Source organism: Rhodococcus sp. NPDC060086 (genome assembly GCF_042730275.1).
Taxonomy (GTDB): domain Bacteria; phylum Actinomycetota; class Actinomycetes; order Mycobacteriales; family Mycobacteriaceae; genus Rhodococcus.
The window spans coordinates 115,693-138,950 of sequence record NZ_JBHWWZ010000006.1; the positions used below are offsets into that span (position 1 = coordinate 115,693).

Here is a 23,258-nt window from a genome sequence, read left to right on the forward strand (position 1 = left end):
ATTGATACAGCCAGAGGTCGTGGGCGTTACAGGTTTCCCCAAAGCACGAGTCAATCACGAGCAAAGTCCTTGTCGATTCCGAGTGAATGCCCGATCAAGCGACGGCCCGCTCACCTGGATCAGCCCCTGCCTCCTTACGTCGTTTCCGCAAGCGACCTTCCTGAGCTGTCGTCGACCTTCCACAACTGCCAACCATCGAACGGGCCGTCGTCACCGAGCCGGAACACAGTCGTCACGGCCTCCGCTGCAGCGTCCGGGTCGGAGTGGACCGAGCCGAGCAGAGCTCGAACCGGAGCGACGGTGATCTCCGTTTCCCCAGTTTCAGGATCGAACACGGCCTTCACTCGATGCCCGTCACAATCGAGGTAGATGCGGATCTTCCCTCCGCTGAAAGCGCTCCGTCGGCGCGCGGGGTGAACTTCGGAAGCCGGCGCAGTCGTGGTGTCGGGTAGTTCAGCCCGAACCTGCGATGAAGACTCCGGTTCGGAGATGTGCGCGGCTTCGTCCACAGGGAGGACGCGACTGTCCGCGTCGTCCCACTTCGTCCACACGCGGGTACGCGGGCGAGCCGTCCGGTTAGGCGACGGCGTGCGTCGCACAGGTGTTGCACGTGCAGGAGCCTGTCGCGGTTGGACCGGCACCGAATCGACGCGTCCGGGTAGAGCCTCCGACATCACCGCCTCCCACAAACCACCAATGCGCTGCGCACCCAGGTGGTTCAGCGGCGTCATCTCCACTGCGGCCTGCAACGTCTTGATCCCCGAGTTCGCCGGCAGACGGCGAAGCAGGTCCTTGAGCGCAAGGATCCGCTGAAGCAGCCTCTCTGTATCAACATCAACGGTTCCGCCCGCAGCAACCCACAAGGATCCGACCGAGTTCCACATCACGCCTTCGACGGGATGCATCACGTCAGGGCTTTCGCCGAGCACATCGGCGAGTTCAGCTTGCGTGGCGATACCTCCGAAACCGTCGAGGGCAGAGCAGAGTTGGTCACCATTCGTCACCGGTTCGGTGGCATCCTCGGCACTCACAGCCAGTAGGAGATCGAGGGTCGAGAACCGGTCATTGCTGATCAACGAGAACCGGACCGTATCCGAACCCGACACCGGCCGACCAGCGTCCGGGCTCTCGGAAACCCTGATCCTCATCATGCCGAGGTCGATGATGGTCGCACGCCGAAAGTCCGTCCCGGTCACAGCCCCGCGAAGAGCTCGTACAGGCGGCATCGCCACATCATGTGTGAGCTCGGCGCAAACTCCTTCGCGCAATATCCACACGTAGTCGTCGTCGAGAACGACCTGACCGTCGAGCCCTTCGAACCACTGCGCCACTACACGCTCTCCAATCGTGCCATCACATCCGACAGCAGTTGACCCGCAACTGTATCTCCCAGATGCTCGATCGCAGTTCGCTCGATGCGGCTCACCTGACTCGACGAAACACCGATCCGTGCGCCGATCTCGGCCTGTCGTTTCGGCGGTTCTCCCCCGAGTCCGTATCGCATGATCAGGACGGATATCTGTCGAGGCTCGAGAATCGACAGGCACGCCAGCGCCATGTCGAAGTCATCCACAGTACCCTTGACCCCCACTGTCAGCAGAACCTGTGAAATCTCCGCGTTCTCGACTCGCGCATCTATCACTTCTTCGGGAACATCATCGTCGACCAATCGATGCGCGATCGCCGCCACGTCCTCGACCCTGGCCGAAGGTGTAACCGACACAGTGCTCTCGGAAGCCGGAGTCGTGTCCGTTTCGTACTCCGGTGCTTGCGGCACCGAACTCATCCATTCGCTCAACAGCGCAGGAGCTTCCTCGGCGGACACTGTGACCACCTGGGATGCAATACCAGTGAGCTGCTCGAGAAACGTGCCGTGCGCGCCATTGCGCGGATCTTCCGAACTGTTCTCCGCGTACATCACAAGGAACGAGGCCGGTCGCCCGTCGGACTTCGGACGGATGATGCGCCCCATCCGCTGGATCATCTGCCGACGGCTCTTACTGCTCGCCAAAATGATCCCGACATCGGCCTCGGGAACATCGACACCTTCATCGAGCACCTTCGGCGCCACCAAGGCTGTCAGCGTACCGTTCCTGAACTCGGTCAGCAGTCGTGCGCGGTCGGGTCGGCTCAGATCGCTGGTGAACGGAGCTGCCAGCACGCCTTCCTCCAGCAGCACCTCCGCGGACGCACGTGAAGACTCGCGTGTCTCGGAAAATGCAAGTGCGCGACCGGCTTCCTTGAGCACCGAACCCAGTCCACGCAAGGCCTCACGCTTTCCGCGGCATTCGGCGAGCAATGATCGGCGTTTCGAGAACGCGTACAAGTACTTCCGCGCTACCCACGTCGAGGGAACCGCACCTTCTCCCCCACCGAGCAACTGGACGTCACGCATAAACTCACCGAATGGTTCTCCTGTACAACCGAACTTGTCGATCAGATCGCCGCGGAGTTTGCGGGCCAGCTCGTCATATTCCTGGTACTCGGCCGCTTCGGTCGCATCGAACGGCACCGCGACGAGCATGACGCTCACTGGCGCAAGGATGCCGTCCGCGTGGCCACGTTCATAGCTGCAACCCTCGATGAGGGTGCGGAAGTAGGGGAGCAAGAATCGTTCGACGCCGTCGTCGGATCTCTCGAACGTTGCGGTGAGGCCGATTCTTTCCTGAAACGTGTCGGAAAGCAGTTGCGAGAACGTCAGAGCGCCGTACCGGTGGACCTCGTCCGCCACAAGTAGTGCCGGCGTAGATGGCTGCGGAGCCGATGTACTGATCGCGGAATGCACAGTACTCACAAGAATGCGCTTGCCGTCAAAGCTGTCCGCATGACCGCCACCACGACGGCCGACCGGAATGTCAGGGAGCGTGCGGCGGATGGCGCCGTGCCACTGCTCGAGCAATTCGATACCTGGCACAACCACCAGTACGTCCCTGCCGCGGGTAATACCGTCGGCGACCGCGGCAATACCGAGCGTCGTCTTTCCGGTGCCGGTCACGGCCTCTACGACTGCACTGCGATCCGCTTTCGTCCACGCATCGAATGCTTCGCGTTGCCAGGCGCGCAGCGGCGGTCCGGCAAGGGAGACTGCCGTCATCGGTCTGCCCGTCCCCACGTGAGAGCTGAGCCGCCGGTCCGGCGCACGAGTCGACCCTGTGACTCCAAGTCTGTAATTACCCGCAGAACGCCCTCGTCATCGAGCCGAGTCAACCTCCTCGCACGCTCCACCGAAAGGTCTGCGATTCCAGCTGCTGTGACGAGAACCTCGATAAGCGAGTTATGGTGTGCAGGGGGAAGATCAGCGACTGTGGCACCTCTGGGAATCGATAGGGGCGGCGGTGATGGCTTCCCTTCACTGCTTTCTGTAGGTACTTGCTCCGCAAGGCCATACACTCGAGGTCCGCGGTCGGGCAGCCATACCACCCGTCGCTGCGCGATCATCTCTTCGACGACTGCTTCGATGCGCCCTCGCGGCTCGCTCAACCGGAACTCGAGGTCGGCGAGCGACACCGGTCCGAACGACAAGTGGTCGACGATCTGGGAGGCGAGGCTCGGTGGCAGCACATCGAGCGCGGAGACAGGCATCGTCTCCCATCCACTCACCACCGGGGTTTGTACCTGCGTCACAGGCTCAGGCGCCACCGGCGCCGAGTCCGGTTCTGCCGGTGTGATTACCTCGACCGGTGGGGGCTCGACTACCGCGGTATCGCACGATTCGCCGGCGAGGTGGTACTCCGTCAACTTCCCGAACGCGGTGACCTCTTCGACTCTGGACTCGGAGAGCAGCCGATCCAGTTCTGACTGGACGACTCTCCACTCCTCACCTAGCCGCGTCGCGAGCTTGGTCACGGGTAGTGGTTCGACAGCGAGCACTTCCAAGATCGAAGCCTCGAGCGCGCTTGGTCCGCTTTCGGAACTTGCCTTTTCCGCATCGGGTTCGATCGGTTCCGGGGCTGCTGTGGTCTGCTCTGGTGTGGTCTGCCCTGGACGCCCTGGTTCAGGAACAGCAGACTCGGACAGCGCGTCTACAAGATGGTATTGGGTCAGCTTCCCGAAGGCCGACTCTTCGCTGACCCGCCCGGCACCCACGAGTTGGTCAAGCGCAGCCTGGACGATCTTCCAGTCTTCACCTAACCGCGCAGCGAGCTTGCTGACCGGCATTGGTCCGGCCGCGAGGACATCTACGATCGCGACAGCGAACAGGCTCGGATTATCTAGTGCAACAACTGGTTCCATATCCGATACCGCAGGAAATGATTCGGGCGCGGGCTCGGGCACAACGGCAATGTCGGGCGCGAATGCGAGTGCCAGCTCGGGCTCGGCTGACCGTGCGTCAAACTGCTGAGTTGCGGTCGGAACCACAATGTCGTCTGCCGGTGAGTCGTCATCAAACAGCTCGACAGGCGCCCAGTCTTCCTCGGGTGAGGCGGCAATGTCCGCGACACCCACGACATGAGGCGTGATACCCCGCCGCTCGAGCTCGACCCACAGGCCTGCCAGCGATCCGACATGATCGAGGTAGTATTCCGATTCCCGGATGCGCCAGAACTTCCACCCACACCGCTGCAGTTCGCGTTCTCGTTCGAGATCGGCGCGCTGCTGTTCGGGGCTGGTATGCCAATGATCGCCGTCGCACTCGACGGCTAGCTTTCCCGCTGCACCGGTCACAACGAGATCGATGCGTCGGCCATTGGCTTCGACCTGCGAGTTGACGTGATAGCCGCGAGCGACGATATCCAAGAACACTCGCTGCTCGAATAGGCTGTCGAACGCTTCGTGCCGTTCGTCGCGCGTGACGTCTTCCGGTATCGGCTCGGCCGGGGCAGGCGACGTCGACTGCATGTACGTGAGCAGCGAATGCCGCAGGTCCGTGGCACGCAACGAGTCGACCGTGCGTGAATGGAACAGCCACATCTGGTCTTGCGCCCGCGACGCCGCCACGTTGAACCGTCTCTGATAGTCCGTCTTCGTCATGGCCGCGATGTGCTGCTCGGGCGCGACGACCATCGATACGAACACGACGTGCCGTTCATCGCCCTGGAAGTCGGGTGGTGTACCGACGCGGAGCCGACGATCCTCCCACTGATCGGGTGTGAGCCTGTCGAGCAATTCATTCTGAATGACGTCGACCTGCGACTGCCCCTGCAGCACGACCACCCCGAAGGTCTTGCCGTCGTATGCCTTGTCGGTGAGGCACCGTGCCAGCGTGTCTGCTATCGCGCGAGCTTCGACGCGGTTCGCGAGCGACGCGTTCCGTCCGGTTACCACGCCCCCTTCGACGAAGGTCGTCCGCAGCGGTGGCAGACGGTCGGCGCCGAACTGACGCACCGGAACCAGCGGCGCGTCCGAATAGAACTGACCACTGGACCAGTTGATGATCTCCGGCATACAACGGAAATGCTCGCGCAGCCGGATGACACTCCCGAACCTCGACCGCAACAACGAGAACACGCTGGATCGCGGAGTGAAGCTGTCGCGCAGATACTTCGGAATGTCCGACAGGTAAGAGTCGAGGCGGCTGAACACCCCGTCGAGCGCCCCCGATGCCACGTCGCTCGGTGCACACTGCTTATCGTCGCCGACCACGATCACACGCGGCGCCAACCACAGCAGGAACAGGCTACTGATATCGGCTTGACTCGCCTCGTCGACGATAACAACGTCGAACGAGTTCTGTTCAGCGGGAATGGATGCCAACACCTGTTGCAGCGGCATGACCCATGCCGGCACGGCACCCTGAGCCACCTGCATCGCGTCGCGGGCTCCGGCACGGTAGCGCTCTGCGTATTTGCCGGTGCCTTTGCCGATGCTGGCCACATGATCGCGGTACGTCTGCAATGCCTGAACCTGCGTGGCGGTGGTGCGATCGAGGCATGCACTCCACGCCCGTTCCGCCGCCAGCTGCGCAGTCAGACCCGCGATGTCCTTCTCAGCGGCGTCGAGATCGCGTTCGAGCTGCCGATCGTCACTGCGCTCGTGGTATTCCTGCACCCAGCTGTGGGCACGCCGCCATGCCCAGGCCTGGTCGATGTAGGCGAGGCGGGCCGACCACTCGGGATCGGATGGATTCTTCGCGATCGCCTGCCCGAGTGCAGGCGCCGCCTCAGAGAGACGAATCTGCAGAGACTCGAGGTGAAGTTCTTCATGGTGTTCGCGGACTGCGCCATCCCATGCATCGAGGCTCGAGCGCACCCCCTCGAAATCTGCGATGCGGATGGCTTGTGCCAGCGCCTGCGCCTCAGGGGATGAACCCGAAGCCGTCGACTGGTCGACGTGAGCAGCCACCGTTTCGAGCCAGCTCTTGTTCGCCTCCGCGAAGCTCGCCGCAGCGATTGCCTGTGCTGACGAGGCGACCGAGCGGGCCTGCTCGACGCTCGCGATACGCGGCGCACCCGGACTGATCTCCTGCAGCGCGAACTCCACGTCGCGGGCACGGGCAGCGAGACTGTCGACAGCTCCACGGTCGGAGTCGACCTGCGTGAGCGTTCCGACGAGGTAGCTACGCGGGCCGTCGGTGGGGATCTCGATGCCGAGATCCCGAAGTATGAACCCGACGGAGTAGACGGCGTCGAGCGCTCGGAGGTGCTCGGCGACCTTCCGCACCGCGGGCGCGGTCGTCGCTGCGACCCCATCGACGGTAGCGAGCTCACCGAGCGCCTCCACCGCAGACTGCTCGGAGCTTCGGCGGAATCGGCTGATTCCGCTCCGCCACGTCTCACCGGACTCCATGGCCCGCGCGAGGGCGTCGTACGCCTCGAACGAGGCGCGACCCGCAGGCGACTGCACCACGCTGGTGCCGACAAAATGATCGGCGGCAACCGCGGTGCGCACAAGGTCGGGGATGTGCGACGTCTTGCCCCACAGGTGGTGTACCTGACCCGACAGCACCCCGTCGACAACCTGCCTGAACATCGGGTTCATGCGGTCGAGATTTGTGAGCGCACCTTGGAGTTCCTCGCACAGTTCACGAATGCGACCGAGCTTCTCGGGTTCCGCACCCTCGAGCATCGCGAGAAGTCCCGACGCCGCTCCGCCGGACGGGGCCTGCCCAGCGTGAACGGCTTCGCATGCGCGTTGAAGATCGCCTGGTGCGGGGAGCTGAAGGTCCGGGAACGCCTGCCTTCGACGTCGGGCGCGCTCCGTCCCGGAACGCTCAGTGAGTGCGACGAGGGTCCGGAACTCCTCGACGGTGAGCGGCGGCTGCGCGGTTGGCAGCGGGCCTGCCAACCAGTGGTGATTCGCTTCCTGTGCCGTGACCGCGCGCACGATCGAAGCGATCGTTCCGGAGTATCCCGGGGCAATCTCCGGGTGGACGTATGTTTCGGCTTCGCGACTCTGTCGGATCTTCTCCGTCAACGTCGAACGCCGACTCAAAGCATCGTTGCGCTGCGTCGTCAGGTTCTCGATGCCCCGAGCGGTCCGTCGCGGATCGAACTGTGCTTTCCGGGTAGCGATCTCACTGACACTGCGATTAAGTTCCGCCGAACCTCCACGCCCGGCGTCGGTCACCGATACGCACAGCTCCTGGAGCTCAGGTGGCAACTTGTCGCGAAGGACACGCAGCGCCTGCGCCTTCTCGCTCGTCACGAGCACGCGTTGACCGCGTGCGAGGAGCGCAGACACGAGATTCGCGATCGTATGGGTCTTGCCGGTACCGGGTGGCCCCTCGACCACCACGCCGCTGTCGCCGGCCAGCCTATCGATGATGTCGCGCTGCTCCTGGTTTGCGGGCAGCGGAAAAAGTGGGTCTTCGGCCAGAAGTGCAGACGATGCGGTACGGGTGCGGTCGAGCCATGCGACGCGGTCGGCGGGCTCGATTGCCTCGACCAGCTGCGCGAGACCGAGCGGCACAGGCGTCGAGTCATCGGCAGCCGCCTCGGTCATGCGGTCGTAGTACTCGATCAAGGCATACGCCCCACGTTTGCGGAGCACCAACGACGGCGACGGTGTGAGGAGTCGATCCGTTGTGGGGGCTTCGTCGGGTCGATCGACGATGTCTACGCGTACGGTGAGCGCGCGGTCGGACCAGTCCTTGAGGAACACTTTCGCGGCCGGATCGACGGGTGAGGTCACCCGAGCTGCGAGCGATTCGTGCAGGGTACGAGTGCCCGACGAGTCGAATACCGACAGCCCCGTCAGCAGCTGGGTGTCGTCGAGCGAAGGTCCCGATTCGGGGTTGAGCCGAACTAGCAGGTCACCGGATGCAGTGTCCCGCTCCACCAGCGTCGACTGAGTGATGAGGTGGGTGCGGATCGGTTCCCCCGCGACGTCGGCGGACACCTGCAGGAGCCCCGACGCAACCACCAGTTCGAGAGATTCGGGTTGGGCCTCGAGATCGAGCATCGCGCGCTGGAGGAACGTGTAGAGCTGCCAGACCGGACGACGTTCCCGGTCCACCGACGCCCATCCTCGCCACTGATCGAGCCAGCGCTCGAATCCGTCGACATGTTGCGGAGCCTGGGCGTCCAGCGTGGGCTCGGTCGATGAGTCACCGATCGACCCGCGAATCCATTCGGTGATGTCGGCCGGCGGCCGTGGCGGATCTTCGAGGTGCACACGCCGTGCGCGGAGCACTACGTCGCCGGCAGACGCATCGGTACTCAGCGCGACGGCGAGGTTCCCCTCGTCGAGCGCCATCACGGCACGGTGTTTGTCGAGGGTGCGGACTGGAGCACTGCGGGCTTTGACGAGTTCGGACAAGAAGGTTAGCAGGCGTTGCACGCGATCCTTGAGTTCAGGATCGTTCTCCCTTGAATCCACAACTACTCCGCTCGTCCCGCACAAATCCGTTCCACCACGAGTACGGAACGGACATACACACCATAAGGTCTACCTGCGACAAGGACCTGGTCATGCCAGAACGACCTCGACGGCTCAGTCGCCACACCGCCCGCCTCGACTCTGACCTGCCCAAACAACCATCAGTGTGTACATCCTGGAATGCAGTGGATTCCGTTACACGGCGATCCGGCGGTCCAGCCGTCGCTCCCTCAACCCACGGTTGCCGTGCGCATTGAGCACACGACTCCTGAATGATCACTCAGTCGCCCGACTTCGTCGCTACCCGACCACGTGCGCACTGCGGTGCACTCGAGGTCCGACGCAACGTGGTCGATCAGCGGGCCGTGCTCGAGGTCGCCCTTGGTGTGGATCGTCCAGCGTGCCATCAAGTCGGTGCGTCGATCGGCCACACGAACCGGTTTGAGACATCGAGGGACGCGCTGTCAATCTGTAATGCGCAGCGCCTTCGTCGCGACGTAGGGCACGACACAGTCCCCCGATTTCAACGAGGTTGAATGTCGTACAGCGCGCTCGTCCTTCAGATATTGGTCTCCAGTCCCAGCGACCTCCCGCCTGAGCATCGCACCGCAATCGAGAAGTCAATCAAGGCTTGGAACATCACCTACGGAAAGATGTACAGCATAAATTTTGTGACCACAGACTGGAAGGTGGGCGGCTCTCCCGCCTTCGGAGAATACGGCCAGAGCGTTTTAAACGAACAGATCGTCGACGATTCAGATATCGGCCTGGTCATATTCACCGATCGATTGGGAACTCCGACTCCAGATCATCAGTCCGGCACCGACGAAGAAATCAAGCGCCTACTTGATCAAGGAAAGGAAGTTGCAGTGCTCAAGAACAACTGCAACCGTCAGGCACTGTCTGGCACTGAAGCTCTGCAGGAGAAACTGCGTCTTGAGCAGTACCTGGAAGAGGAAATCTTCAAGAGGGCCTTCGTTTCTTCCTATGACTCACTGGAAGGACTGCGCGATGTCCTCGCCCTCATGCTTCCGCGACTGGCCCTGAAGTACAAGCACGATTCTGAACCCGAGCCTGAGAGGTCCGTTCAATCCGGCAGTCAGGCAGGTGATCTGACAGCGCCACTACCGGAATCGGAGGCATCTGGCATCTGGCCTCGAATTGAGGTGCAGAGCTACCAGGAAACTGATTCCAAGGGTCGACTGAAGAACAAGAAGAACTGGTATCTGGTACTTCAAAGCGACCTGCCGTACGCAGCCAGAAACGTTCGTTTCGAGTATCAAGATTCAGAGGGGAATCTAGTCAAAGACTTCGACATCATGGCCGGTAGGAATGATCCAATCGAGATCCTTGCTCCCCGTGGCGAAGAACGATTTCCTGTCTTCGTCACCTTCGGATCTACTCCCTCCGCGATATGTGTGGTGAATTGGGAAGACACCAACGGTGTCGAACACACCACGCGTGCATCCGTCCGCACGAAATAGTACGAACTGCGACGTGCACCGCGGCGCTTACACCCTCATATGGCGGCACCCCACCACACCTGCGTGGTGGGGTGCCGCCATATGAAACAAAAGGGATACTGTCCATGCTCGCGGACTCATCGACATGCACACCATCGGCGGCAACGACGAACAACGCGCCACGGTCCACTTCGATGGCGTCGAGGTCGCATTCGAACTGTCCGTCGTCGCGGTGCTCGTGGTAGCGCCGTACCCACTCATCTGCGCGTCGCCACGCCCATACGCTCTCGATACGGGCGAGGCGGGCCGGCCATTCCGGTCTCGACGGATCCTCTGCGATCGCCTGCACGAGCGCCGGTGCAGCATCGGTCAATCGCGCGTGCAGGGATACGAGGTCCAACTCCTCAGCTGCTCGCCTGCACACGGTCCCATGCATCCAACGCCGCGTTGATGCCGTCGAAGTCCGCGTCGTGGAAGGCCCGCATCCCGGCAGGGTCGCAACCTGGCTGCGCGGGCATTGGGTAAGCGCTCGAGACTCTCGGACTCGACGAAGATCCACGGAAAGTGTTCGGCAACTGTGAGGCGTCATGGAGTCGGCTGAGGGTCAATGCCTGCGCAGCAGCCCGGCTTCGAGTGTCTCGGCGATCAGGGCCGCGCCCTTGCTGTTCTGGTGGACGTGATCGACGGTGAGGAGGAGTCCTCTCCGATCGGAGATCGTGTCGAGGCTGCGGCCTAGGATCCGACGCTCAGCGAGCATGGCGAGGAACCCTGGCACGGTCATCTCCTCGTATGGGACGGCGGCGGGCTGCTCGGCCGCGAGCTCCGCGACCTGCCGCTCATGGACGGGTAGGTAGACGACCCCGTTGCTGGCGGCCAGGTCGGCGATTATCGCGCTGTACCGCGCCGACGCCTCTGCAGGCGATGCTTTCAGGTCCTGTCCGAGTACAGGAATGGAGGCCAGGCCGATCTCCGCATCGGTCTCGGACCGGAGCCTGTCGACCACGCGGCCGAGACAGTCCTCGAACCAGCCCGGCGAAGGCTCGGTCGGCAGCTGCTTGCGCTTCTTCCAGCGATCGAGGGCGAATCCGGGCAGGCTCGCTCTTGCGTCGTTGGTCCCGATCATGACCGTGACCAGGTCGGCCGGGGTCGACACCACCTCGTCGAGCCGCTGCAGCAGATTCCACGCGAAGTCGCCGTTGGCCGCCAATCGGCTCGTGCTCACACGTCCGGGCATCAGCGCGGAGAGCGGGGCGAGATAGTCGGCGCTGAGCTGCGCTCGGGTCAGGCTGTCACCAATTGCCGACAGGCGGATCATGATTGGTCCTTCCGGTGAGCGCTCGTGGCGCTCGTGCGTAGATTGATGGGGTGACTGTGGGTTCAGCGACACGGGTGACAGCGCAGCCCTCCCCGGCGTTGCGCGGGTATGTCATGTCGTATGACGGTTTCGAGCAGCACGGGTTTCCACCTGGCGTTCACCGGGGCGCACCGGGGCGCCACCTCACGCTGATCGTCTCCCTGTCGGAGCCGATCCGAGTCGTTCCGGTCGAGGGATGCACGGTTCGCGACGGGCGGTTCGATGCCGTTGTAGGTGGCCTGACTTCGAAAGCTGTCGCGATCAGGCACGACGGCCGTCAGCACGGCGTCAAGGTGTCGCTGACTCCGATGGGAGCCCGAGCCGTCTACGGGATGCCCGCGGCCGCCCTCGCGAACGACGTGGTCGACGTCGGCCAGATCCTCGGCGGACTCGGTCGTGAACTCAGCGAGCGGAGCCGCGAAGCTCATTCGTGGCGTGAGCGGTTCGCTGCCCTCGATGACGTCCTCCTGGCGGCCGTCCGCGGTCACGACATGAGTCCGGCGGCGCGTGCTGACATTCAGCCTGAGGTCCGCGAGGCATGGCGGCGGCTGTTGAACTCCCGCGGCACAGTTCAGATCGGATCGTTGGCAGCCGAACTCGGATGGAGTCGACGCCACCTGACCAGGAAGTTCCACGGCGAGATCGGCCTGACACCCAAAGAAGCTGCACGTGTTCTGCGTTTCGAGCACGCCTATGTCCTCGCCACGGCAGGGACCCCACCCTCATGGTCCACAATCGCTGCAGCGACCGGATTCGCCGATCAAGCCCACCTCGTCCGGGACTGGCGCGACTTCACAGGCCTCACCCCAACCGCCTGGCGCGGCAGCGAGTTGCTCGTTCATTAGCGCCGTCAACGGTCATCGACCCCGGTGCTCGGTGCCGAGCCCTGGAGTGATCGTGAGGATCCGCGCGTCGCCGTCCGCGTCGACCGCATGCCATACGCCGGCAGGGTTGACGGTGGCCTCACCCGGACCGAGAATCACCTGCTCGGTCTCGTCCCCGATCTCACGTATGACGGTGATCGTGCCGCTGACACACACGATCACCTCCTCACCCGCCGGGTGCCGCTCCCAGTGGTTCCCGCGGCCCTGCTCGTCGATGAGGACGACGAGTCGGCCTTCATTACCGTCGTCGGCGACCGCCGCCGCGTAAGCATCGAGAGTCGCAGGTTCGAACGTGAACCCCTCGACCGGTCGGGATCGACATCCGAGACCGAGGTGCAAAGGGGTGGACTGCAGGTCTATGGCAACGCGGGAGTCTGTCAACTGAAGGTTCATGCACAACAGGTTGTCAAGAAGATCCCTGCGCGGTCTTGAAGAAATGAGACCTTCGCAACCTGTCCCTAACGAAGCCTCGGCATTCCGCTCTGCTCTCGAACATCATCGGCATACGGATCGACAACACCCGCCACGCGATACTGCCTCCGCTCCCCCAGCACCGAGATCTCGTCCACCACCCCCGCGACGACGAGTTCTTCCAGCGCCGCGAGCACATCCTTCCAGTCCATGTCGAGCCGGCCTGCGAGCTCCACCACCGGATATGTCCCGTTCCCGAGCGCATTCACGATCATGTCCTCGAGGCTCACCGGCGCCGACACAGTCGCAGACGAATCGACGGCCCCGGCAGGCTCTGCGACCGGCACCGTGATCACCGGAATCATCTCGGTGATCGCAGATTCGAGGTCCGGCTCCGGAACCTCCACGGGCACAGCCTCAACGACCTCTGCAACAACCGGCTGCGCCACCGGCGGCTCCGCAATGTCGACAACGTCGCCGGCCGGCGGGCCGTCATCCACCAACTCGACCGGCGTCCAACCCGCATCGACCACGACTGCAGCATCCGCGGCGTCGCGGGTGATACCCCGCCGCTCGAGCTCGCCCCACAGCCCGGCCATCGCAGCGGTCGGGTCGAGGTAGTACTCGGATTCGCGGACCCGCCAGAATTTCCACCCGCTCCGCTGCAGTTCACGCCCACGTTCGAGGTCGGCTCGCTGCTGGTCGGGAGTGGTGTGCCAGTGGTCGCCGTCGCAGGCGACCGCCAGCTTGCCTGCCGCACCCGTCACCACCAGGTCGATGAAGTAACCGTTCACCTCCACCTGTGGGTTCACGTGATACCCGCGAGCAACGATATCGAGGAACACCTGCTGTTCGAAGAGACTGCCGAACGCTCCGTGCCGCTCGTCGCGCGTCGCGCCGTCGGGCATCGGATCGGCAGGTGTCGGCGACGTCGACTGCATGTAGGTGAGGAGTGAATGACGCAGGTCCGACGGCCGCAGTGTGTCGGCCGTCCGCGAATGGAACAACCACAGCTGGTCCTGCGCCCGCGACGCCGCAACGTTGAACCGCCGCTGGTATTCGGTCCTCGTCATCGCCGCAATGTTCTGTTCGGGCGCGACGACCATCGACAGAAACACCACATGTCGTTCGTCGCCCTGGAAATCCGGAGGGGTGCCGACGCGGAGCCTGCGTTCTTCCCACTGCTCCGGGGTCAACCTGTCGAGGAGTTCGTTCTGGATGGCGTCGACCTGCGACTGCCCCTGCAGAACCACCACACCGAAGGTCTTCCCGTCGTAGCGCTCGTCGCCGAGACACTCGACGAGAGTGTCGACGAGAGCATGGGCCTCGGCATGGTTCGTCAGCGTCGAGTTCTGTCCCGTGACGGCACCGCCCTCGACGAAGGTGGTGCGCAGCGGCGGCAACCTGTCGGCCCCATACTGCCGCACCGGAAACAGCGGTGCATCAGCATAGAACTGGCTGCTGGACCACTCGATGATCTCCGGCATCGACCGGAAGTGCTCCCGCAACCGGACGACACTGCCGAACCTCGACCGCAGCAACGAGAACATACTCGAACGCGGAGTGAAGCTGTCGCGCAGATACTTCGGGATGTCGGGCAGGTACGAGTCGAGGCGACTGAAGACCCCGTCCAGCGCACCCAGAGACACCGCGCTCGGTGCACACTGATTGTCGTCGCCCACCACGATCACCCGCGGAGCCAGCCACATCAGGAACAGGCTGCTGATGTCGGCCTGGCTTGCTTCGTCGACGATGACGACGTCGAACGAATTCTGTTCCGGCGGAATCGAAGCCAACACCTGCTGCAGCGGCATCACCCACGCCGGCACCGCACCCTGCGCGGCCTGCATGACCCTCGGGCCGCTGCACGATAGCGCTCCGCGTACCGGCCGGTGCCCTTGCCGATACTCGCGACGTGGTCGCGGTAGGAGTGGAGGGCTTGGACCTGCTCGGCGGGTGCGGTCGAGACACGCGCTCCACGTCTTCTCGGCGGCTAGCTGTGCGATCAGCCGCGCGATAGAGGTCCCGGCAGCCTCGAGATCACGATCGAGCTGTGCGTTGTCGCTGCTCTCGTCGTCGTGTTCCACGTCGTCTCACGAACCGGAGGAACCGTCCGCTCATCGCCATCCGAATCAGTCACCCGCGTGTCCGCCGTTCGGTATTGACCGAACACCGAACAGTTGGAGGGCCCTAGATCGGAACCGCGACGAAATGCGTGCCGCGCGTGACAGTGTGGTCGACGGTGTGGAACCTGCCGTAGGTCGGCCATCCGAAGCGTCGGCTTGTTCCCGGGCGGCCGGCATGAAGGTGAGACTGCGGCGATCCATCCGGCTACACCCACCAATCCTGCTTGCGACGCGGGACCGCAAGGTCGTCGAATGCAGCAGCATCGCCCGCATTCCACCGGCGACTCATCTCCTCGACCGCGCGCGCCGCACGCCGGCGCTCACGACGAAGACTTCGGATATGCCACTCACCACCGTGGCAGAGGGAGCATGAGCACACTCCGATACCCGTGTACAGGAACGCCCAATGACAGTTCGTCGCGTGAAGCGGCGCTGCCGGGGCATGGTCAGGGAGATCGCACACGCCACCACGGTGGTCATGGCACGGTTCAACAGCAAGCTCGTCGCGGTGGAGACGAACCCACAGGGGAGCATGCGCATCGGTACGGGACAAGGCAGAGCCTTTCGCTCATGCGCCCCGGCCCGCTATCCCCGAGTGGGGACGAACCGGGGCCGCAATTGCTCCACTGCGTCCCGCGCTCGCCTGCCCGTCACGTACATACGGCCAATACTGACATGCATGCCCGACGAGCAGCATCGCGACTTCAACGATGGTGGCCCGCTGCACTACCGTCCGATGCACCTCGTGACGCAGGCGTCACCCTGCCAACATCATCGGCAGGCCGCTCCACAACAGCCGCGACGCGATACTCCGTCCGCTCCCCCGCCTCAGCGACCGCGGCGACGATCCCTGCCGCGACGAGCCCTTCCAGCGCAGGGAGCACGACCGTCCAGTCCATGCCTAACCGGCCGGCGATCTCAACCACCGGATACGACTCGTTTCCGAGCACCTCCACGATCGCAACCGCGAGCCGCGACGGCACCGACGCTTCAGCGGACCCGGCCTTCTCGACGACCGGCAACTGGAACACCGAAATACGCTCGGCGATCGCAGATCCGACATAATTCCCTGAAACAGCACCGGACACAGCAACACTGGGTGCGATGCCACGCCGTTCCAGCTCACCCCACAGCCCCGCCATCGCCGCAACCGGATCGAAGTAGTACTCCGATTCGCGAACCCGCCAGAACTTCCACCCGCTTCGCGTCAGTTCACGTTCCCGTTCGAGATCTGCACGCTGTTGCTCGGGCCTGGTGTGCCATTGATCGCCGTCGCACGCCACAGCCAGCTTGCCTGCCGCGCCCGTCACCACCAGGTCGATGAAGTAACCGTTCACCTCGACCTGCGGGTTCACGTGATACCCGCGAGCAACGATATCGAGGAACACGCGCTGCTCGAAGGGATTTCCGAACGCCTCATGTCGCTCGAAACGCGTCACCCTCTCGGGCATAGGTGCTGCGGGCATCACGGACGTCGACTGCATATATGTGAGCAGGGAATGCCGCAGGTCCGACGGCCGTAACGTGTCGGCAGTCCGCGAATGGAACAACCACAGCTGGTCCTGCGCTCGTGACGCTGCGACGTTGAACCTGCGCTGGTATTCGGTCCTCGTCATCGCCGCAATGTTCTGTTCGGGCGCGACGACCATCGACAGAAACACCACATGTCGTTCGTCGCCCTGGAAATCCGGAGGGGTGCCGACGCGGAGCCTGCGTTCTTCCCACTGCTCCGGGGTCAACCTGTCGAGGAGTTCGTTCTGGATGGCGTCGACCTGCGACTGCCCCTGCAGAACCACCACACCGAAGGTCTTCCCGTCGTAGCGCTCGTCGCCGAGACACTCGACGAGAGTGTCGACGAGAGCATGGGCCTCGGCATGGTTCGTCAGCGTCGAGTTCTGTCCCGTGACGGCACCGCCCTCGACGAAGGTGGTGCGCAGCGGCGGCAACCTGTCGGCCCCATACTGCCGCACCGGAAACAGCGGTGCATCAGCATAGAACTGGCTGCTGGACCACTCGATGATCTCCGGCATCGACCGGAAGTGCTCCCGCAACCGGACGACACTGCCGAACCTCGACCGCAGCAACGAGAACATACTCGAACGCGGAGTGAAGCTGTCGCGCAGATACTTCGGGATGTCGGGCAGGTACGAGTCGAGGCGACTGAAGACCCCGTCCAGCGCACCCAGAGACACCGCGCTCGGTGCACACTGATTGTCGTCGCCCACCACGATCACCCGCGGAGCCAGCCACATCAGGAACAGGCTGCTGATGTCGGCCTGGCTTGCTTCGTCGACGATGACGACGTCGAACGAATTCTGTTCCGGCGGAATCGAAGCCAACACCTGCTGCAGAGGCATCACCCACGCCGGCACCGCACCCTGTGCGATCTGCATGGCCTCACGGGCCGCAGCACGATAACGCTCCGCGTACCGGCCGGTGCCCTTGCCGATACTCGCGACATGGTCGCGGTAGGAGTGGAGGGCTTGGACCTGCTCGGCGGTCGCGCGGGCGAGACACGCGCTCCACGCCTTCTCCGCAGCAAGCTGCGCGGTGAGCCGCGCGACGTCGGTTTCCACGGCGTCGAGCTCGTGGTCGAGCTGTGTGTGTTCACGGCCCTCGTGGTAGCGCCGCACCCACTCATCTGCGCGACGCCACGCCCACGCGTTCTCGATCTGGGCGAGACGGGCCGGCCATTCCGGGCTCCCCGGATAGTCCGCGATGGCCAGCGCGAGCGCCGGTGCAGCCTCCGTCAATCGTGCGTGCAGGGATACGAGTTCCAGCTCGTCACGCTGTTCGCCGACCGCACGATCCCACGCGTCCAAGGCTGCGTTGATGCCGTCGAAATCTGCGTCGTGGAAGGCCCGTGCCAGCGCGCGACCTTCGGGCGAAGCTCCCCCGGCGATCTCGCCTCGTATGTACATGCCGATGGATTCGAGCCAGGTCTTGCTTGCGTCCGCGGTGCCGGTCGCGGCGATCACCCGCGCCGACTTTGCGACCGCACTCGCTTGCTCGACGTTCGCGATCCGGGGTGCACCCGGGTTGACCTCCCGCAGCGCCGCCTCGACGTCCCGCACCCGTGTAATGAGACCGTCGACGATGCCGCAGTCCCTGTTGATAGAAGCCAGGGTGCCGACGGCACGGCTGCGCGATTCATCGAGTGCGATGTCGATGCCGAGATCGCGGAGGACGATCCCCACTACCCGGACTGCGTCGAGGGCACGGAGGTGCTCGGCCACGATGCGCACTGTGTGGGCGGAGGTGGCCGCGACACCGTCGACGGTCGCGGGTTCGCCGAGCGCCTCGACCGACGATTGTTCGTCGCTCCTCCGGAACCGGGAGAAGCCACTGCGCCAGGTTTCCCCCGCGTCCAGCTTGCGGGCCAGTGCGTCGTACGCTGCGAACGCAGTCGGCCCTGTCACCGGCGTCTCGACTGAGCTGGCACCGACGACGCGGTCGGCGTCCTGCGCGGCCTGCACGAGGCCGGCGAACTCGGCAGTCTTTCCCCACAGGTGGTGCGCTTTCCCCGAGAGAACGTCGTCGGCCACGCGTTGGAATCGCGGGTCGAGTCTCTCCGCGTCGTGCAGAGCGCCCTGCAATTGTTCGCAGAGGTCGCGGATGCGGGCGAGGGTCTCGAGTGGCGCACCCTCGAGAATTCCCAGCAAGGCCTGAGTCTCAGTGCCCGTCATCTCGGGCGGTGCTTGCGCGATCGCATCACACGCGTATTGCACGTCCCTCTGGGCGGGCAGAGACAGCTCGGGGAAGGTCTGGTGTCGGCGTCGGGCGCGGTCGACACTCGTCTTCTGGTGAAGCGAGTGAAGGGTGACGAGTTCTTCTGCGGTCAGCGGTGACGTGGCGGTGAGGAGCGGCACCGGCAGCCACTCGTATCGGGATTCTTGTGCGCGGACCTGGCGGACGATCGACGCGACCGTCCCCTCATAACCGGCGACGACCTCGGAGTGGACGATCGTCTCCTCCGCGCGGGCTTGCCGGATCTGTTCGGTCAGCAGTGCTCGACGATTCAGTGCGTCGCTACGCTGTGCTGCGATGTCGTCGATACGTTGTGCTGCGCGTCGGTGGTTGAATTGCGCTTTACGGGTGGCTATCTCGCTGACACTGCGATTGAGTTCCTCCGACCCTCCACGTGACGCGTCGGTGACCGACACGCACAGTTCCTGTAGTTCGGGCGGAAGTTTGTCGCGGAGGACGCGCAGCGCCTGCGCCTTCTCACTCGTGACCAGCACGCGCTGGCCACGCGCAAGCAGGGCGGCCACGAGATTGGCGATGGTGTGGGTCTTGCCGGTACCCGGCGGACCTTCCACCACAACGCCGCTGTCGCCGGTGAGCCGGTCGATGATGTCGCGCTGCTCCCCGTTCGCGGGCAGCGGGAACAGCGGATCGTCGGCGAACAGGGCCGACGGCATACCGGTGCGGTCGAGCCACGCGACACGGTCGGCCGGTTCGATCGCTTCGACGAGCTGCGCCAGGCCGAGCGGTATCGGGTTCGACTCGTCGGCGACCGCCTCGACCATGCGGTTGTAGTACTCGACGAGTGCGTAGGCGCCGCGTTTACGGAGCACCAACGCCGGCGACGGCGTCAGGAATGTGTGCGGTGACGATGCTTCGTCCTTGTGGTCGACCACGTCGACGCGCACGGTGAGGGCGCGATCGGCCCACTCCTTGAGGAACACCCTCGCGGCGGGATCGACGGGCGACGCAACCTGGGTGACGAGAGATTCGTGCAGGGCGCGGGTACTGGACGGGTCGAACACCTCCAGCCCGGTGAGGAGTTGGAGATCTTCGAGCGACGGGACGGCGTCGGGATTCAACCGGACCAGCAGATCGCCGGACTCCCCGTGGCGCTCGATGAGAGTGGACTGTGTGATCAGGTGCGTGCGTACCTTCTCGCCCGCCACATCCTCGGAGAGCTGCAGCAGCCCCGACGCGAGGACGAACTCGAGCGATTCCGGTTGAGCCTCCAGGTCGAGCATGGCGCGCTGCAGGAACGTGTAGAGGTGCGCTGCGGGGCGTCGCTCGCGGTCGGCTGCCGCCCACGCCCGCCATTCACCGAGCCAGGTCTCGAAGCCGTCGACGCCCTCGGGGGCCTGCGGGCCGAGCGTGGGTTCGACGGCGGAGTCGCCGATCGACCCCTGCAGATGCTTCGCGACTAGGGCGGGAGGCTGCGGTGGGTCTTCGAGCTGAACCCGCCGTGCGCGAAGGACGACGTCGCCGGCTGCGGCATCGGCACTGAGGCCGAGATCGAGATTTCCCTCGGCGAGAGACATCACGGCACGGTGTTTGTCGAGGACGCGGACGGGCGTGCTGCGGGTTTTGACCAGCTCGGACAGGAAACTGAGCAGACGCTGCACGCGATCCCTCAGCTCGGGATCGTTCTCCCTCGACTCCACGCCCACTCCCTCATCTGCCGTCACCTCTTCCGCCCGTCGACGGAGCGGGCAAGTCCACTCTAAGAACCGCCACCGACATGTCGATGTCCGGTCCCACTTCACGTCGACGAACCAGCTCGACAATCGCGTCGATCGTGCATCGACTCGGTCATGCCCGCGTCCGAGGAGACGGGCGACTCGAAGCGGTCAGGTGACAACCGCACGATTCTGAGTTCCGCGAAGTATCGCTCCGGATAGTGTCGCCCCCGTGAGCACCCACACGGCGCACGACGACACAACAGAAACACCGACCCCGCCATACTTCGCGGTCTTCGGCCTGGATTTCGTCGGCCTTGTCGTCGCCCTGTTCTTCTTCGCATGGAGCCTGAGCCCCTCGCTGATCGCACGCGAGTGGTACTTCCAAGGATTCGTCAGCGGCATCACCAGCATCATCGGCTACGGCATCGGTGTCCTCCTCGCCTTCCCTGCCCGACGGTGGATCGCCCCGCATCTCTTATGGTGGCGGCGTCGCCACACTGCTCGGATCATCGCGCAGGTCTTGGTGGCCATTGCGGCGGTGCTGACACTGGTCGGGAGCCTGCTCGTCGCAGCGGATTGGCAGAACGAGGTTCGCGCTCTCATGGGTATCGAGGAGACGACGGGCTTCGCGTACCTGCGCACCGGTCTGGTGAGTGTCGCGATCTTTCTCACGATCCTGTTCATCTCGCGCGGTGTGCACTGGGTGGGCCGCAGGTTCGCGGGGTTTCTGGCGACGCGACTGCGCGTTCCGGTTGCTGCAGCGGGTGTCCTCGCACCGGTGATCCTTGTGGTGGCGGCCATCGTGTTCGTCGATGAGGTTCTGCTCGCGAGCAGTTCCACCGCGGCGCGGATCGTGTTCTCCGACGACAACAACAGCACCGACCCCGGGGTGACTCAGCCTCAGGAACCCGAGCGGTCCGGCAGTTCCGCGTCGACGTCGTCGTGGGACAGTCTCGGCCGCCAAGGCCGCACGTTCACCGACGGCGGTATGCGCGCCGACGAGCTGACCGAACTCAACGGCGCACCCGCACTCGAACCCGTACGGGTATACGCCGGCCTCGAAGCGGACGGCACCACTGAGGATCAGGTGCAGTTGGTTCTCGACGAACTCGACCGCACCAAGGCATGGGACCGCGAGATCCTCGTGGTGTCCGGCACCACCGGCACCGGGTGGGTCAACCCGGTCGCCGCCGATTCCATCGAAATGATTTACAACGGCAACTCGGCGATCGCCGCCATTCAGTACTCGTTCTTGCCGAGCTGGATCTCGTTCCTCGTCGACGGGTCCGCAGCGAAAGCGGCGGGGCACGAGTTGGTCAACGGCGTCCACGAACGATGGTTACAGCTGCCCGAAGACCAACGACCGAAACTGGTGGTCTACGGCGAAAGCCTCGGCTCGCAATCCGCCGAAGCCGCATTCAGCGACCTCACCGACCTACGCAACGACATCGACGGCGCATTGTTCGTCGGCCCACCGAACTCGAACCAGCTGTGGCGCAGCATCGTCGACCATCGTGATGCCGACTCCCCTGAAGTTCTGCCCGTCTACAAGGGCGGGACCGAGGTGCGGTTCGCCTCCGATCTGCAGTCCCTCGAGTCGCAGCGAGGTCCGTGGATCGACCCTCGGGTGCTGTATCTGCAGCACGCATCCGATCCGGTCGTCTGGTGGGGGCCAGGCCTGTTGTTCGAACGACCGGCATGGCTCGCCGAGGCGCCCGGCAAGGATCGTGCACCTTCGATGCGGTGGTACCCGATCGTCACGTTCTGGCAGGTCGCCGCGGACATCATGGTCGGCACATCACCGCCGGTCGGGCACGGACACAACTACGAAGATCTCATTCCGTACGGGTGGGCTGCCGTCACCGCACCGGAGGGGTGGACGTTCGCCGATACACAGCGTGTCGCCGAGGCCGTCGCAAACCTGCACGACGAATCGTGACGCTCATCCTGTAGCCCTCCATTCAGAGCGGATGGCGGGAGTCGAACCCGCGTAGACGGTTTTGCAGACCGCTGCCTTGCCACCTCGGCCACACCCGCATGTGAATAAACTTTCATGCCGAGCTGATGAGTTCACGATTTAAAATCGGCGTGAATCCAGGGTCGACCTAGTGGAGGGTCAGCTCGCGAATGTTTACCTACGCCCCGCGGCGCGCGCGTGCCTGCTTTCTTCCAGCAGCTGCACGCTTCTTCGCCCCCGCGGCCGCAGGGGTTTGTCGCTCACCTTCGAGATTGGTCAGGAATCGCTCGACCAGCGCGATGGTCGACGCGTGCCCCATGTCGGTGTCGAAGGCCTCCTCCATTCGGAGGAATCGCGAGACACCGGACATGAGGACGATCACCGCGAGCGGTGGGTACTCGTCGGTGTCGACGCCGTGCTTCTCGAGGGTTGCCGACACCGCATCGAGCTGGAGTTCACGGAACCGTTGCGACGACCGCGAGATTTCGTCGCGGATCGCCTTCCGATGGTTCGCGAGCGCGACGAATTCGAGCGTCAGCGCCGTCGACGATTGGTCGTGGATGGCCTCCCAGAGAGCCCACAGTGGCTGCTCGGAGGCGAGGGCCTCCACCTGCAGTTCGTAGCTTCGCTCGGCTCCGCGCCGGAACAACTCGATGAACAGGCCTTCCATCGTCCCGAAATAGTACGAGACAAGCGCCGAGTTCACCCCGACCATCCCGGCGACTCGGCGTGTGCTGACCGCAGCGTAGCCCTCATCGAGCATGATCTGCTGCGCAGCGTCAAGGAGTGCCTGTCGCGTGGTGGAGTTGTCCCCGCCGACGCCACGATCCGGCTTCACCATTCGCCCTCCACCTCACCTGCAATGCCGGGGCCAAGTGTAGCC

The 23,258-nt window shown here is 64.0% G+C and carries 10 protein-coding genes, 1 tRNA gene and 1 pseudogene; 3 read left to right on the plus strand and 9 right to left on the minus strand.

What is annotated here, in order from left to right:
* Window positions 1–134 precede the first annotated feature (134 nt).
* Genes ACFWB0_RS06210 through ACFWB0_RS06220 form a run of 3 tightly spaced genes read right to left on the minus strand, consistent with a single transcriptional unit; the run spans window position 135 to window position 8,718 of the window.
* Complete coding sequence (locus ACFWB0_RS06210) at window positions 135–1,331, minus strand: hypothetical protein (protein ID WP_378489563.1); 1,197 nt, start codon at window positions 1,329–1,331, stop codon at window positions 135–137.
* Window positions 1,331–3,094 carry a DEAD/DEAH box helicase family protein gene (locus ACFWB0_RS06215; RefSeq protein WP_378489564.1) on the minus strand — a complete coding sequence of 588 codons (1,764 nt, stop codon included), beginning with the start codon at window positions 3,092–3,094 and terminating at the stop codon, window positions 1,331–1,333. The genes ACFWB0_RS06210 and ACFWB0_RS06215 overlap by 1 nt, the downstream gene beginning before the upstream one ends.
* Entirely contained in the window at window positions 3,091–8,718 is a 5,628-nt protein-coding gene (locus ACFWB0_RS06220; RefSeq protein WP_378489565.1) for an AAA domain-containing protein, read from the minus strand. Before ACFWB0_RS06220 ends, ACFWB0_RS06215 begins: the two co-directional genes overlap by 4 nt.
* Window positions 8,719–9,293: 575 nt before the next feature.
* Here ACFWB0_RS06220 and ACFWB0_RS06225 point away from each other — a divergent pair.
* On the plus strand, window positions 9,294–10,241 hold the full coding sequence (locus ACFWB0_RS06225) for a hypothetical protein (protein ID WP_378489566.1): 948 nt from the start codon (window positions 9,294–9,296) through the stop codon (window positions 10,239–10,241).
* Between the two features lie 583 nt (window positions 10,242–10,824).
* Here ACFWB0_RS06225 and ACFWB0_RS06230 read toward each other — a convergent pair.
* Window positions 10,825–11,535, minus strand: coding sequence for an SGNH/GDSL hydrolase family protein (locus tag ACFWB0_RS06230; RefSeq protein ID WP_378489567.1), 711 nt, complete (start codon window positions 11,533–11,535; stop codon window positions 10,825–10,827).
* A 50-nt stretch (window positions 11,536–11,585) separates the two neighbouring features.
* Here ACFWB0_RS06230 and ACFWB0_RS06235 point away from each other — a divergent pair, with 50 nt between their 5' ends.
* Entirely contained in the window at window positions 11,586–12,419 is an 834-nt protein-coding gene (locus tag ACFWB0_RS06235; RefSeq protein WP_378489568.1) for a helix-turn-helix domain-containing protein, read from the plus strand.
* A 12-nt stretch (window positions 12,420–12,431) separates the two neighbouring features.
* Here ACFWB0_RS06235 and ACFWB0_RS06240 read toward each other — a convergent pair whose 3' ends face one another.
* The 3 genes and pseudogenes from ACFWB0_RS06240 to ACFWB0_RS06250 form a co-directional block, all read right to left on the minus strand.
* Window positions 12,432–12,851 (minus strand): cupin domain-containing protein, encoded by a 420-nt coding sequence (locus ACFWB0_RS06240; RefSeq protein ID WP_378489569.1) that lies wholly within the window; start codon window positions 12,849–12,851, stop codon window positions 12,432–12,434.
* Between the two features lie 65 nt (window positions 12,852–12,916).
* A pseudogene (locus ACFWB0_RS06245) lies at window positions 12,917–14,923 on the minus strand (AAA domain-containing protein); the annotation flags it as partial.
* A 776-nt stretch (window positions 14,924–15,699) separates the two neighbouring features.
* The gene (locus tag ACFWB0_RS06250; RefSeq protein ID WP_378489590.1) at window positions 15,700–20,406 is read right to left on the minus strand and encodes an AAA domain-containing protein; all 4,707 of its coding nucleotides are present in this window, start codon (window positions 20,404–20,406) and stop codon (window positions 15,700–15,702) included.
* Window positions 20,407–20,647: 241 nt separating this feature from the next.
* Between ACFWB0_RS06250 and ACFWB0_RS06255 the strand changes: the two genes are divergently transcribed.
* Window positions 20,648–22,357: an alpha/beta hydrolase gene (locus tag ACFWB0_RS06255; protein ID WP_378489570.1), complete on the plus strand. Its 1,710-nt coding sequence runs from the start codon at window positions 20,648–20,650 to the stop codon at window positions 22,355–22,357.
* A gap of 26 nt (window positions 22,358–22,383) precedes the next feature.
* Here ACFWB0_RS06255 and ACFWB0_RS06260 read toward each other — a convergent pair.
* Together ACFWB0_RS06260 and ACFWB0_RS06265 are read right to left on the minus strand one after the other, a co-directional pair.
* A tRNA-Cys gene (locus ACFWB0_RS06260) sits at window positions 22,384–22,455 on the minus strand.
* Between the two features lie 98 nt (window positions 22,456–22,553).
* Window positions 22,554–23,216: a TetR/AcrR family transcriptional regulator gene (locus ACFWB0_RS06265; protein ID WP_378489571.1), complete on the minus strand. Its 663-nt coding sequence runs from the start codon at window positions 23,214–23,216 to the stop codon at window positions 22,554–22,556.
* Window positions 23,217–23,258: the final 42 nt, after the last annotated feature.

Coding starts and splice junctions, on each gene's coding strand:
- ACFWB0_RS06240 (WP_378489569.1), bottom strand. CDS start 12,851: ATGAACCTTCAGTTGACAGACTCCCGCGTTGCCATAGACCTGCAGTCC.
- ACFWB0_RS06230 (WP_378489567.1), bottom strand. CDS start 11,535: ATGATCCGCCTGTCGGCAATTGGTGACAGCCTGACCCGAGCGCAGCTC.
- ACFWB0_RS06265 (WP_378489571.1), bottom strand. CDS start 23,216: ATGGTGAAGCCGGATCGTGGCGTCGGCGGGGACAACTCCACCACGCGA.
- ACFWB0_RS06215 (WP_378489564.1), bottom strand. CDS start 3,094: ATGACGGCAGTCTCCCTTGCCGGACCGCCGCTGCGCGCCTGGCAACGC.
- ACFWB0_RS06225 (WP_378489566.1), top strand. CDS start 9,294: ATGTCGTACAGCGCGCTCGTCCTTCAGATATTGGTCTCCAGTCCCAGC.